The organism is Pseudomonas saxonica (genome assembly GCF_007858365.1).
Classification (GTDB): Bacteria; Pseudomonadota; Gammaproteobacteria; order Pseudomonadales; family Pseudomonadaceae; genus Aquipseudomonas; species Aquipseudomonas saxonica.
On the sequence record NZ_VFIO01000003.1, the window covers coordinates 96061 to 108481 of the forward strand.

The 12421-nt window shown below is 54.9% G+C and carries 15 protein-coding genes and 1 pseudogene; 8 read left to right on the forward strand and 8 right to left on the reverse strand.

Going from position 1 to position 12421, the window contains the following annotated elements; all coding sequences use genetic code 11:
• Positions 1-5: 5 nt before the first annotated feature.
• Complete coding sequence (locus FJD38_RS10145) at positions 6-548, forward strand: DUF1003 domain-containing protein (RefSeq protein ID WP_122783418.1); 543 nt, start codon at positions 6-8, stop codon at positions 546-548.
• Between the two features lie 22 nt (positions 549-570).
• Here the strand turns inward: FJD38_RS10145 and FJD38_RS10150 are convergent, their stop codons facing one another.
• A complete protein-coding gene (locus tag FJD38_RS10150) occupies positions 571-894 on the reverse strand; it encodes a DUF2025 family protein (protein ID WP_146385186.1) in 324 nt (107 codons plus the stop codon).
• A gap of 135 nt (positions 895-1029) precedes the next feature.
• Between FJD38_RS10150 and FJD38_RS10155 the strand changes: the two genes are divergently transcribed.
• From FJD38_RS10155 to alaC, 4 genes are all read left to right on the forward strand, one after another.
• The gene (locus FJD38_RS10155) at positions 1030-2130 is read left to right on the forward strand and encodes a glycerophosphodiester phosphodiesterase (RefSeq protein ID WP_146385187.1); all 1101 of its coding nucleotides are present in this window, start codon (positions 1030-1032) and stop codon (positions 2128-2130) included.
• A gap of 153 nt (positions 2131-2283) precedes the next feature.
• On the forward strand, positions 2284-2589 hold the full coding sequence (locus FJD38_RS10160) for a PepSY domain-containing protein (RefSeq protein WP_146385189.1): 306 nt from the start codon (positions 2284-2286) through the stop codon (positions 2587-2589).
• Positions 2590-2778: 189 nt separating this feature from the next.
• Positions 2779-3285, forward strand: coding sequence for a GNAT family N-acetyltransferase (locus tag FJD38_RS10165; protein WP_146385191.1), 507 nt, complete (start codon positions 2779-2781; stop codon positions 3283-3285).
• Between the two features lie 138 nt (positions 3286-3423).
• Positions 3424-4632 (forward strand): alanine transaminase, encoded by a 1209-nt coding sequence (gene alaC / locus FJD38_RS10170; protein WP_122783423.1) that lies wholly within the window; start codon positions 3424-3426, stop codon positions 4630-4632.
• A gap of 54 nt (positions 4633-4686) precedes the next feature.
• Here the strand turns inward: alaC and FJD38_RS10175 are convergent, their stop codons facing one another.
• Both FJD38_RS10175 and FJD38_RS10180 read right to left on the reverse strand, forming a co-directional pair.
• A complete protein-coding gene (locus FJD38_RS10175; protein ID WP_122783424.1) occupies positions 4687-6039 on the reverse strand; it encodes a GntP family permease in 1353 nt (450 codons plus the stop codon).
• Positions 6040-6124: 85 nt separating this feature from the next.
• Positions 6125-6658 carry a gluconokinase gene (locus FJD38_RS10180; RefSeq protein WP_146385193.1) on the reverse strand — a complete coding sequence of 178 codons (534 nt, stop codon included), beginning with the start codon at positions 6656-6658 and terminating at the stop codon, positions 6125-6127.
• 229 nt (positions 6659-6887) lie between these two features.
• Between FJD38_RS10180 and gntR the strand changes: the two genes are divergently transcribed.
• Complete coding sequence (gene gntR / locus FJD38_RS10185; protein WP_122783426.1) at positions 6888-7919, forward strand: HTH-type transcriptional regulator GntR; 1032 nt, start codon at positions 6888-6890, stop codon at positions 7917-7919.
• A 22-nt stretch (positions 7920-7941) separates the two neighbouring features.
• On the opposite strand, the gene FJD38_RS25135 is transcribed toward gntR, so the two are convergent.
• Together FJD38_RS25135 and FJD38_RS25140 are read right to left on the reverse strand one after the other, a co-directional pair.
• The gene (locus FJD38_RS25135) at positions 7942-8436 is read right to left on the reverse strand and encodes a methyl-accepting chemotaxis protein (protein ID WP_267904001.1); all 495 of its coding nucleotides are present in this window, start codon (positions 8434-8436) and stop codon (positions 7942-7944) included.
• Positions 8437-8487: 51 nt separating this feature from the next.
• Positions 8488-9261 (reverse strand): annotated as a pseudogene (locus tag FJD38_RS25140) (PAS domain-containing protein); the annotation flags it as partial.
• Between the two features lie 291 nt (positions 9262-9552).
• On the opposite strand from FJD38_RS25140, the gene FJD38_RS10195 reads away from it, so the two are divergent.
• Complete coding sequence (locus FJD38_RS10195; RefSeq protein WP_146385195.1) at positions 9553-9966, forward strand: GNAT family N-acetyltransferase; 414 nt, start codon at positions 9553-9555, stop codon at positions 9964-9966.
• On the opposite strand, the gene def is transcribed toward FJD38_RS10195, so the two are convergent.
• The 3 genes from def to FJD38_RS10210 all read right to left on the reverse strand — a co-directional run bounded on the left by def (position 9956) and on the right by FJD38_RS10210 (position 11824).
• Positions 9956-10495 carry a peptide deformylase gene (def, locus tag FJD38_RS10200; protein WP_122783429.1) on the reverse strand — a complete coding sequence of 180 codons (540 nt, stop codon included), beginning with the start codon at positions 10493-10495 and terminating at the stop codon, positions 9956-9958. The two genes, FJD38_RS10195 and def, sit on opposite strands and share 11 nt — an antisense overlap.
• Positions 10496-10497: 2 nt before the next feature.
• The gene (locus tag FJD38_RS10205; RefSeq protein WP_122783430.1) at positions 10498-11451 is read right to left on the reverse strand and encodes a YihY/virulence factor BrkB family protein; all 954 of its coding nucleotides are present in this window, start codon (positions 11449-11451) and stop codon (positions 10498-10500) included.
• Positions 11452-11632: 181 nt separating this feature from the next.
• Entirely contained in the window at positions 11633-11824 is a 192-nt protein-coding gene (locus FJD38_RS10210) for a CsbD family protein (protein WP_122783431.1), read from the reverse strand.
• Between the two features lie 199 nt (positions 11825-12023).
• On the opposite strand from FJD38_RS10210, the gene FJD38_RS10215 reads away from it, so the two are divergent.
• Positions 12024-12404 carry a hypothetical protein gene (locus FJD38_RS10215; RefSeq protein ID WP_122783432.1) on the forward strand — a complete coding sequence of 127 codons (381 nt, stop codon included), beginning with the start codon at positions 12024-12026 and terminating at the stop codon, positions 12402-12404.
• Positions 12405-12421 lie beyond the last annotated feature (17 nt).

The window sequence follows — 12421 nt, forward strand, 5'->3', positions numbered from 1 at the left end:
AGCGTATGAGCACTTCCAGCGCTGACACAACGGCTACAGCCCAAGCAGGGAAAAAGGTTGATCATTTGCGCTTTCATCGCGCCCACGCGCATCTGGCCCCCACATTTGGCAATGACACCTTTGCATTGAAAGCGGAGGCCTTTGCCCGTTTTTTTGGCACGCCCACCTTCCTCGGGGCGCAAACCCTGATCGTGGTGATCTGGGTATGTTTGAACCTGTTTGGCGTGACGCACTTTGATATCTACCCCTTCATCCTGCTGAACCTGGCTTTCAGCCTGCAATCGGCTTATGCCGCCCCCCTGATACTGCTTGCTCAAACCCGCCAGGCGGCAAGGGACAAAGCGCAGGCGGATGCCGACGCCCAGCACCGCGAAGCACTGGCCGTGGCCAATACAGAGCGACAAGCGGCCGCTGCACAAACCACGGAAAAAATAATTGAATTGCTGGAGCAAAATACTCGATTAACCGAAATGACCAAACAGCTCACCGAGCGGATCGAGAGCCTGACCTCAGAAATGCATCAGCACTTCGTGCGCAAAGCCCCCTGACACGCTAAACCCCACCGGCCGCTCAACTCACACAGCGGCGTACCGCAGTGATTTCAGGCACATCCTGACGCTGCATATACACGCGCAGGGGTTCAGTAATGTTCAGGCGGTCATCGACATGTTGATCCAGTAATAACTGAATCAACTCGCGCTTGAGGGTCATGGTATCTGCTTCGCCGGACTGCCAGACAAACTCGTGGGCGGGCGTAATGCTGTCATCTGCCACGTCCATTCCGAAAGAATCTTCGCTAAAACGAACAATATGCCGCGCTGTCTTACGATTGAAACCAACAAAGCCGTTAAGTAGATCTGCGGCCTGGCAGATTAATTGCGAAGTGATGCGCATGGTAAACCTCAATGACAAGCCCGGAAGGCAATAGGGTCGATGGTTAACACGCAAGACTTGGCTCGCCTCCCTCTGCCGGGGACGCTGAAGGGTTCAGACTACTGCACAACTTTTCTAATGCCAAGGATCTCGCCAATGCCGGTCACCGTTGCCAAACGCGCCCTGCTGCCCTGTCTGTTACTCGCGGTGGTCGGCGCACACGCCGCCACCGAAACCATCACGCCGCCAGCACTGATCGCAAGCAGGCAGGGTATTGCGCACCCTGCCGTTATCGCCCATCGCGGTGCATCGTTCGATGCACCGGAATCAACAGCAGCGGCTTACACACTCGCCCGAGATCTGGGCGCTGACTATCTGGAAATGGACCTGCAACGCACCCATGACGGTGAGCTTATTGCCCTCCACGACAACAGCCTGTTGCGTACCACTGATGTGGCAAATAAATTTCCGGCACGCAAAAACCAACCCGCCAGTGCATTTACCCTGGCTGAACTTAAAACGCTGGATGCGGGCAGTTGGTTCAACAAGGCCTACCCGGATCGCGCACGCCCCTCTTACGTTGGGCTGCCCATACTGACGCTGGACGAAATAATCGATATCGCTCAAAGCAATCCTGGCCACACGCCCGGTTTGTACATTGAAACCAAAGAGCCGCAGCTGTTCCCGGGGATAGAACACGACCTCAAGCGCAAACTGACACAGCGTGGTTTGTTGCCTCCTCAACCTGATCGCCCCGGACAGGTAATTCTGCAAACCTTCGACAAAAGCAGCCTTCAGTTACTCCAAAAAGAAATGCCTGACACACCCAAAGTGCTGCTTCTTTGGGTGGGCGCCGGCGGGATGACACCTGACAAGAGCGTCAGCTTTGCGGACTCCGGCGAAAAAACCAAAGCAGCGTATTACGCCTCACTGCACCCCAAGGATAAAACCGAGTTCACACAATGGCTTGATTTCGCCAAGGCCAACGGTGCAATCGGCACAGGCCCCTCCGCTGCTCTGACCCACGGAGGCGATCAGAGTTACTCCGACCTGATTCAACCCTGGATGAACACCACTGCCCATGCAAGAGGCTTGCTGGTGCACGCTTACACCCTTGATGAGCCCGTAGATTTCAAAAAGGCGATGACCGCTGGCGTAAATGGGATTTTCACCAACCGCCCCCGCGAATTACTTAACTACTATCAGCGCGTGACCGCGCAGACCGTCAAACAGGTTCTGGAGCAAAACGGCTATTGATCAGGCAGCGAGGCGCCGCTAAACCGTTACGGCGCACCGCCTCAACCTGCACACCTTCTTGAAAATTAAATGCGAAGGCCACAAATTAAGGATGAATTAAGTTGCGAGGGTTAACCTGAACCCACTTAAACAACTTACCCAAGAGGGTCAAACATGAAAGCACTTAACGTACTGTTCGCCGCAATGACATTGACACTGGCTGCCGGCGTTGCTCAAGCCGATGTGCGCCCTGACCATATTCCGGACTTGCTCAAATCGGGCCAAATCAAACCCTTTGAACAACTCAATCAAATCGCTATTCAGCAACACCCCGGCGCAACCATTACCGACACTGAACTGGACAAAAAGCTGGGCAAACTTGTCTATGAAGTTGAACTGCGCGACAGCAAAAATATCGAGTGGGATGTAAAAATCGACGCAGCGACGGGTGAAGTTCTAGAGAACAAACAAGACACTTGAGAACCCTCGATAACCGCCGCCTTGTTCTTGATGAACAAGGCGGCTTTTTGTGGTCTGCGTTCAGAGAACCTGGACTGACCGATGGGGAATATCTGTATTTAAACCCCATATGAGTAGACACTAGCGGTTCTTTCAAACGTCACTGTCCTTTGCCTCTGACTTCCCATTGCACCTCAACAGAACCTGCGCATGAACACCCGCCTCTGTGCCTACGATCTCCTGACACCCGAGCAACGCGTGCAATTGCATGAGGTCAGGGTTCATGCCGAACAAATTGCTTTCTGCGGTACGGTCGAATCCGCGCTGCACGCTCTTCCAAGGCAAGGTCATCCGGCAATTACAGCTTTTGTTTTGCTGGCCGATGATCGGCCCGTCGCCTTTTTGCTGCTCAAGCGTCAACCACTGCTGGCTCATTGGGCTGATGCTGACAGCGCCACGTTGCATGCACTCCAGGTCGACGAACGATTCCAGGGGCGAGGGTTGGGTAAAATCTGCCTGCACGCACTCCCCGAGTCGGTTCGCCAAATCTGGCCCGAGATACGCCAACTGATGCTTTCAGTCAGCCCCTTCAACGCCTGCGCGCTGGCCTTTTACCTGAGCCAGGGCTGGGTTGAGTGCGGTGAAGCGTACCGCGGCGAAAGACGCCTGGTTTTCAGGCTGCCCCCCGCACAGGGCGGACATCAACACGCAAGTTAAAGCGTGCTTGACCCGCTGGTTCGCAGGGACGCATTCGCGACTAGACAAAACGCCATCAGTGCCCTTATTGTTTTCCGAGACCACCGCAGTGGTCGCGTCGCTCGGACGGTTCCGGGCGCTTACGTATCAGAGGCACTTATGGCAGACCAAGGTTCGCCGCGACGCTTTGCGCGCATCGATCGACTTCCCCCTTATGTCTTCAATATTACGGCCGAGCTGAAAATGGCCGCACGCCGCCGTGGTGAGGACATTATCGACTTCAGCATGGGCAACCCAGACGGTCCGACACCGCCGCATATTGTCGAAAAACTCTGCACCGTTGCACAACGTGAGGACACTCACGGCTACTCCACTTCACGAGGCATACCGCGCCTGCGTCGAGCAATTTCTCGTTGGTACGCCGACCGATACAACGTCGACATTGATCCGGAACAGGAAGCCATCGTCACCATTGGCTCCAAGGAAGGTTTGGCGCATTTGATGCTGGCCACTCTGGACCAGGGTGACACCGTTCTGGTGCCAAACCCCAGCTACCCCATTCATATCTACGGTGCCGTGATTGCCGGCGCCCAAGTACGCTCAGTGCCACTGATCCCGGGCGTCGACTTCTTTGCCGAACTGGAAAAAGCCATTCGCGGCTCGATCCCCAAGCCAAAAATGATGATTCTGGGGTTCCCGTCCAACCCGACAGCACAGTGCGTCGAACTGGATTTCTTCGAGCGCGTGGTGGCGTTGGCCAAACAGTACGACGTACTGGTGGTGCACGACCTTGCCTACGCGGACATCGTGTATGACGGCTGGAAAGCCCCTTCGATCATGCAAGTACCGGGCGCCAAAGACATTGCGGTGGAGTTTTTCACACTGTCGAAAAGCTACAACATGGCGGGCTGGCGTATTGGCTTCATGGTAGGTAACGCCGAGCTGGTCAACGCATTGGCACGAATCAAGAGTTACCACGACTACGGCACTTTCACCCCGCTGCAAGTGGCGGCGATTGCGGCACTGGAAGGCGACCAGCAGTGCGTCAAGGATATTGCTGAACAATACCGTCAGCGCCGTAACGTGTTGGTCAAAGGACTGCATGAACTGGGCTGGATGGTCGAGAACCCTAAGGCGTCCATGTATGTATGGGCCAAAATTCCAGAGGCCTATGCACACATGGGGTCACTGGAGTTTGCCAAAAAACTGCTCGCCGAGGCCAAGGTCTGTGTCTCACCCGGCGTAGGATTTGGCGAATATGGTGATGATCACGTGCGCTTTGCCCTGATTGAAAACCAGGATCGCATTCGTCAGGCCGTGAGAGGGATTCGCGCCATGTTTCGCGCCGATGGCGTGAGCGCCGGTTAAATAGACTGCAGGAGCGGCTTGCTGGCCAAGCGCGCTCCTGCAGGTCTACGGTCGTTAGACCACCAAAGACAGCAGCAAGATAAAGATCAAACCCACCACCGACAGGATGGTTTCCATCGCTGTCCAGGTTTTGAAGGTTTCAGCCACGGTCATGTTGAAGTACTGCTTGACCAGCCAGAATCCCGCATCGTTGACGTGAGACAAAATCAGCGACCCTGCCCCAGTTGCCAACACCAGCAGCTCGCGGTTCACACCCGGAATCATATCCACCACCGGCAACACGATACCGGCGCCGGTAATGGTCGCGACCGTTGCAGAACCGGTCGCAATCCTGATCACCGCCGCCACCAGCCATGCCAGCAGGATCGGTGAAATTTGCGCGTTTACCGCCATGTGGCCGATCACATCACCCACACCACTGGCCACCAGCATCTGCTTGAAACCGCCGCCCGCACCAATGATCAAAATGATCGCGGCAGTTGGGGCCAAACTGGCGTCAAGCAGCTTGAGAATGCGCTTGGAGTCGATCCCTTGACGCGCACCAAAGGTGTAGAGCGCCAACAGTAACGCCAGCAACAGAGCACTGATCGGGTGACCGATCATGTCCATCCAGACCCGGAAGAAGTTGCCATCCGGCAAAGCAACGTCCGCGAACGTCTTGAGCAACATCAGGAACACCGGCAGCAGCACGGTGATCAAGGTGATGGAAAAGCTCGGCAGAGTGCTGGATTCTGGCTCGCTGGCCAGTTGGTCCATCAGTTCCTGAGACGCATGCCCCGGAATGTATTTGGCGATGAACGTACCGTAGATCGGGCCGGCAATGATCGCCGTTGGCAACGCCACGATCAGACCATAAAGGATGGTTTTGCCAATATCAGCACCGAACACGCCAATGGCCAGCAACGGACCCGGATGCGGCGGCACCAGGCCATGCACCGCCGACAGGCCGGCGAGCAACGGGATACCAATTTTGATGATCGACACACCGGTACGGCGCGCAACAATAAAGACCAGCGGAATCAGCAGCACAAAGCCGATTTCGAAAAACAACGGTATACCGACCAGGAAGGCGGCAAACATCATCGCCCATTGCACCCTCTCTTTACCGAAGGCGCGGATCAGGGTTCGTGCGATTTGATCAGCACCCCCTGAGTCGGCCATCATTTTGCCCAGCATGGTGCCCAGCGCCAGGATGATACCGACAAAACCCAGTACGCCACCGAAGCCGTCCTGAAACGATTTGATAATCAGGTTGGCCGGCATGCCCGCTGTCAGCCCCAGAAACGCGGAGGCTATGATCAAGGCAATAAACGGGTGCAACTTGAATCGGGTGATCAAAACGATCAGGCCGATGATGGTGACCACTGCATCTAACAGCAGAAAGGTATTGTGAGACATGCCTAGCATGGGGCTTCTCCTGACTTGTTCTTGTTATTTAGGGCGAATGTACAGCCGTAGCTGAGTCGGATAGCGCTATCTATTTGAAACAACATCATGAGGTTGCCGGTACTCTGTGTTTATCCCACCAGACAACGGCGGCGTTCGCCAACTCGTCGATATCCATTTTCGTCGCGTCCAGTGTCAACACCAGAGGCTCGCCAGTAGGCGATTCCAGGGTAGCGAACTGACTGTCGATCAGCGTTGATGGCATGAAGTGCCCAGGGCGATGAGTGACGCGCTCTGCGGCCACCTCTGGGGTCAACTCCAGAAACACGAAACCCAAACCATCGACAGCGCCACGCAGGCGCTCGCGATATTGCAATTTAAGTGCCGAGCAGGTCAGAACCGGGCGCTCACCGCTAGCAACGGCACGACGAAGTTCTTCACACAGGCTGTCAAGCCAGCCGGCGCGATCGTCGTCGGAAAGGGGAATGCCGGCACTCATTTTTTCAATGTTGGCCGTTGGGTGAAATGAATCACCTTCAATCTGGATGGCGCCATTGCGGGTACATAACGCCTCGCTCACGCTGGATTTGCCGCAGCCGGCAACTCCCATGATGACCAGGGCAGTGATTGGTTGACTCATGAAACACCTCAGTCCGTAGACAGCGCTGTCTTTATTCATGCGTTCAATACTTGAAAGCAAAGCACAAAGCACAGGCTACCGACGTCTAATTCTCATTTTTATGGGGAGACGCGGTAACGCTCTCGACATACAAAGCTGGGGTAGAAAGCCTGCACACAATCAGGCAATTGCGGGCACGCGCGGACAGCGCTACCTTAGTGACTTGTTTTTTGTTTGGCAAGCCACCCCGATGACGTCCTCTAAAAACGATAAAAACTCCCGAACCACGGGACGCCCCACTCTCAATGAAGTTGCCAGGCTTGCAGGCGTTAGCCCGATCACGGCATCGCGGGCCCTGCGCGGAATCAGCAGCGTGGCCACTGAACTGGCCGAGAAAGTACGCAAGGCGGCGGGTGAACTCAATTATGTGGTCAATCCCGCAGCCCGAGCGCTCGCTTCGGCGCAAAGTCATTCCGTAGTGGTGCTGGTACCTTCTTTGTCCAACCTGCTGTTTATCGACACCCTCGAAGCCATTCATGACGTGTTGCGACCTAAAGGCTTTGAAGTCCTGATTGGTAACTTTCACTACTCGCGCGACGAAGAAGAAAACCTGCTACGCAACTATATGGCCTACCAGCCTCGCGGCTTATTGCTGACCGGCTTCGATCGCTCTGAAAGCTCACGCCGCATGATTGAAAGCAGTAATGTGCCTTGCGTGTACATGATGGAACTGGACGCCGGTGCAGGGCTTAATTGCGTGGGGTTTTCCCAGCTCAAGGCGGGGGAAACTGCGGCACGGCATTTGATTTCACGTGGCCGCCGACGCCTTGCGTACATTGGCGCACAACTTGATCAGCGCACCCTGCTGCGTGGCGAAGGCTACCGTCGCGCGCTACAGGAGGCCGGTTTGTATAACCCTGACCTCGAAATCCTGACTCCACGCCCCTCCTCTGTCGGCTTGGGCGGCGAATTGTTTTTGCATTTGCTGGCCAGCCAGCCGCAGGTCGATGCGATCTTTTTCGGCAATGACGACCTTGCCCAAGGGGCCTTGCTGGAAGCGGCCCGGATCGGCCTTAAAATTCCGGAGCAAATCGCCATTTTAGGCTTCAACGACTTGCCCTCATCGGAATTCATGGTGCCGCGACTCAGCAGCATTCGTACGCCGCGCGAAGCCATAGGTCGCCGGGCAGCGGAGCAGATGCTGATTCTGATGGCCGGTAATAAAGTGCCTGCCCCCGTGCAGGACATGGGCTTTGAGTTGATGGTGCGCGAAAGCAGCTGAGTGCTGCTGGTGAGCCCGGCAACTATTGCAACTGCAAGGTTGAATTGAACTGGCTGATGGCATCGACCACATGCCTGCTGCCTTGCTGGATTTCCAGGATCGCCTCACCCGCCTCGTTCGCCAGTGAAACCCCCAACCCAGTTCGGCTCAAGCTGGACTGCATACTGGTAACGGCGCTCAGCGACAAATCATGGTTTTTGCGAACCACCTCGACAATCTCCACGGTTGCCGCGCTGGTTCGCGCCGCCAGGCTTCTGACCTCGTCGGCCACTACCGCGAAGCCACGCCCATGCTCACCCGCCCTCGCCGCTTCAATGGCCGCATTGAGCGCCAACAGGTTGGTCTGGTCAGCGATGCCACGAATGGTCTGCACTATTTTGCCGATGATGTCGGATTGTTTGCTGACCGCATCAATGCTTTGCGCGGCCTCATTCAGGTCTTTGGAGATAGCCTCAATCACCTGAACGGTTTGCTGAACCACTTGTGAGCCTTTTTGCGCACAGGCGTCGTTTTGCACCGACGTGCTATGGGCTGATTCTGCCGCTGCTTGCAGATTGGTGACCTGAGCGGTTATGTCGCTGGCAAATTTGACGACTTTATACAAACGGCCCTTGGCATCGAAAATCGGGTTGTAAGATGCTTCCAGAAACACCGTATGGCCGTATTTATCGACACGCTCAAAGCGTCTGGAGTGATATTCCCCACGATTGAGCGAAGCCCAGAACGCCTTGTATTCAGCGGACTCAGCTTCTGCCTGTCGACAGAACATGCTGTGATGGTGACCGACAATTTCAGCCAACGAGTAATGGACGGTGTCGAGAAAGTTTTGATTGGCATGAATGACCCGACCATCGGGTGAGAATTCGATCATAGCCATAGAGCGACTCAGCGCATTCACAATGCTCTGGTTTTCGTGTTCCTTGTTCACCCGCTGAGTGATATCCGAGGCGACCTTGATCACTGAAACGACCTGACCAGTGGCGTCCAGTATCGGCATGTAACTGGCTTCCAACCAGACTTCGCGGCGGGATTTATCGAGACGCAAGTAGGTGCCACTCATGGGCTGTCCGCCCGCCAGATCACGCCAGAAGGCTGCGTATTCGGTGGTTCGTGTGTAGGGTTCTTCACAGAAAATACGGTGATGCTTGCCGCGAATCTCGTCGAGGGCGTAGCCCGTGACCCGGCAAAAGTTCTCGTTGGCAGCCAGAATGGTGCCGTCCGGAGCAAATTCGATAATGGCCATTGAGCGACTGATCGCCAGAACCTTTGCCTGCATTTCGTCCAGCGAACAGCTAAGACGTCTATTTTCGATGAGGTCGGCTTTGCGATGAAAATCAAACATGGCTCAATCCCTTGGGGTGCTGTCTATTGATAATTCACATAATTCAAAACACAACAAACCGCCTGCGCACTCTGCCCTAATAGGCAGAGATCACGCATCTCGGGGATTTAAGCACGCTTGATCCAGCCCCCGCAGACGTTGAGCATAGCCAGACTGAGCAGGGCCGCAAGCAAAATGCCATCAGCCTGTGATGCAGCCCTCAACCCCTGAAAACTCCGTTGGTGACGCTCAACGAATCAAGCTTTCCCTTTGTATATACTGCCCACGCCTTTGAACCATGATTCCGGACTTATGACCGCTATTGCTTACGCCCAACTGGAAGCGCCTTTATGGCCTTTGATGAACAAGTTTTACCGCGCCCATCAGTCCTCGATGAAAGCGAGTAAGGACGCGCAACTGTGGGTAGCCCGAGAGCAGGAAATCGTCGCAGCCTTGTGTTTGCGGTCGGCAGCCAATGGCTACTGGTTGACGGGTTTGTTTGTCGCACCGGATGTGCGAGGACGCGGTATCGCCCGCTCGTTGGTCGATGCAGCAGTGTCATCGACCGAAGGGGCACCGGTATGGTTGTTTTGCGACCCTGAACTGCAAGGCTTCTACGAAGGGATTGGATTCGGTATGGCCGATGACTTGCCGCAGGTGTTGTTCGAGCGCCTGATTCGCTATCAACGCAATAAAGCGATGATAGCGATGGGTATTACTCGTTAGTGCCTGATGCCAACTCCGGGAACAGCACCTCAATAAATCCGAACTTATTGAAGTCCTTGATGCGCGACGGATACAGGCGACCGATCAGATGATCGCATTCATGCTGGACCACCCGTGCATGAAACCCGTCGGCAATGCGTACGATGGGCTCGCCTTTTGGATCGAAGCCCTCGTAACGGATGTGCTGATAACGTTCTACTGTCCCGCGCAGACCCGGCACTGACAAACAGCCTTCCCAGTCTTCTTCGACAGCCGGGGTGAGGGGCGTGATCAGGGGATTAAGCAAGATGGTTTGCGGCACGGGCTCAGCATCGGGGTAGCGCTCGCTGTGCTCAAATCCGAATATAACCATTTGCAGGTCAACGCCAATTTGCGGCGCGGCCAGGCCGACACCGCCGGCATGCTCCATCGTCTGCAGCATGTCGTCGATCAACTGCCAGAGCTCAGGTGTGTCGAACATTTGCGCAGGCACTGGCCTGGCCACACGCATCAGGCGTTCGTCGCCCATTTTCAAGATTTCACGAATCATAGTCAGGCTTCATCTGAAGTGGAGGGAAGGGAGTGGTCACGGCCCAATCCTGAGACATGCTGTTTGGGATCAGAATCATCGGACTCATCGAAGGTTTTCTCTCCGGGGTCCTTGCCCTCAGCAGACATGTGTTCGATAACAGCGTTCATCTCAGCCCCTAACAACAGGACCGCAGCAGAGATATAAAAGTACAAAAGCAATACGATGATTGCACCGATACTGCCATACATGGCGTTGTAATCAGCGAAGGTTTTGACATAAAACGCAAAGCCCAGCGAAGCCACAATCCACACCACCACGGCCAGCACAGAACCCGGCGTAATGAAGCGGAATTTCTGTTCGACGTCCGGCATCACGTAGTACATCACCGCGACGGCCACCATCAGCAGCAAAATGATCACCGGCCAACGCAGAATGGTCCACAGCGTGACCACAAACTCCTCCAGCCCCACCTGCCCTGCCAGCCAGCTCATGAATTGAGGCCCGAGCACCATCAGTGCCGCTGCAGCCAACAGCATGCCGGCAATCCCGATGGTGTAAAAAATCGATAGCGGCAGACGCTTCCAGAGGGGGCGCCCTTCGACCACGTCATAAGCTGCATTCATCGCGCTCATCATCAAACGCACGCCTGCAGAAGCGGTCCAGAGCGCAATCACGATACCAATCGAAACCAATCCACCTTTGGATTGCTGCAACTGGTCGATCACTGGATTGACCGACTCCAGGGCTTGGGGGGGTAATACCAGCTCAGACTGCAAGCGCAACCAACTGAAGAAGTCGGGCAAATGCAGAAAACCGATCAGCGCGATCAAAAACAGAATGAAAGGGAACAGCGAAAAAAGCATCTGATAGGCCAGCGCCGACGCATAGGTCGACATCTCGTCGTCAATAAACTCTTTGACCGTACGAACCAGAACTTTACCCAAAGGCAGGCCTTTCAAGACCGGAAATAACATAGCGTCTCCTTTCGCCGCTGAAATAATTAATGTGTAAGTCAGACAATTATTGAAAGTAAGGGTTTTACCTCAAAAGTAGCTGAATTGGCGACATTGGAAACACTTGTGCAAAAACGGCCATCGCAAGGATGGCCGTTCAGGTGTGCAACAGATGCCCGACGCACCGGCTGCAACGGTATTATCAGGCCTTATCGACGGTTTTCTTGACCGCGTCCTTGGCTTTACCGACCGCTTGCTGGCCTTCACCTTTGAGTTCCTGCGCTTTGCCTTCGGCACGCAGCTTGTCGTTGTCTGTCGCTTTACCGACGGCTTGTTTGACATTGCCTACAGCTTCGTTCGCTTTGCCTTTGATCTTATCGCCAGTGCTGCTCATGGGATTTCTCCTGCTGAAATTTCGGATGTCATTACCTCGACACAAGAGTTGACCCACCAGGTTCGCATAGAGTTTCATTTATTTATGTCGAACATTTCGTCGCTCCACGCAGGTTGGGCTTTATGTTTGCCCGCATACCCCCGAGAATGCGCGACGTATTCAGGCTACGGCGCTGAAGAACCAAAATTGTAGGAAGGTTATGAAACTCGATAAAAAGCAGGCCATTGCCCGCAGAAATCAGGAACTGGGTGGCGCGGTATTGGGCGTTAACAACTGCCATTTCGCCACGCTCAACACCAACAAAAACATCTGGTGGTTCGATATTCCACTGGCTCGTCTGGCCGTCGGTCAGTACGAATGGGTGCACCTGTTGCTGCATAACCCAAGCACCGACGAGTTGCTTCACTTGAAGGTGACTACCGCATTCTTGCGCGAAAAACGCGAAGGCATGGTGGTACGCGCGACGCACAAACGGACGCCGACCATGAGCCTGGAGTTGAGCGCGGACAAAGACTCCTTCCTGCAGGATGTGCGCCCTACTGGCACCGGCGTGAACTTCGCCCAGTTCTTGCAAAAATAAGATGTGGTCAGGGCCTG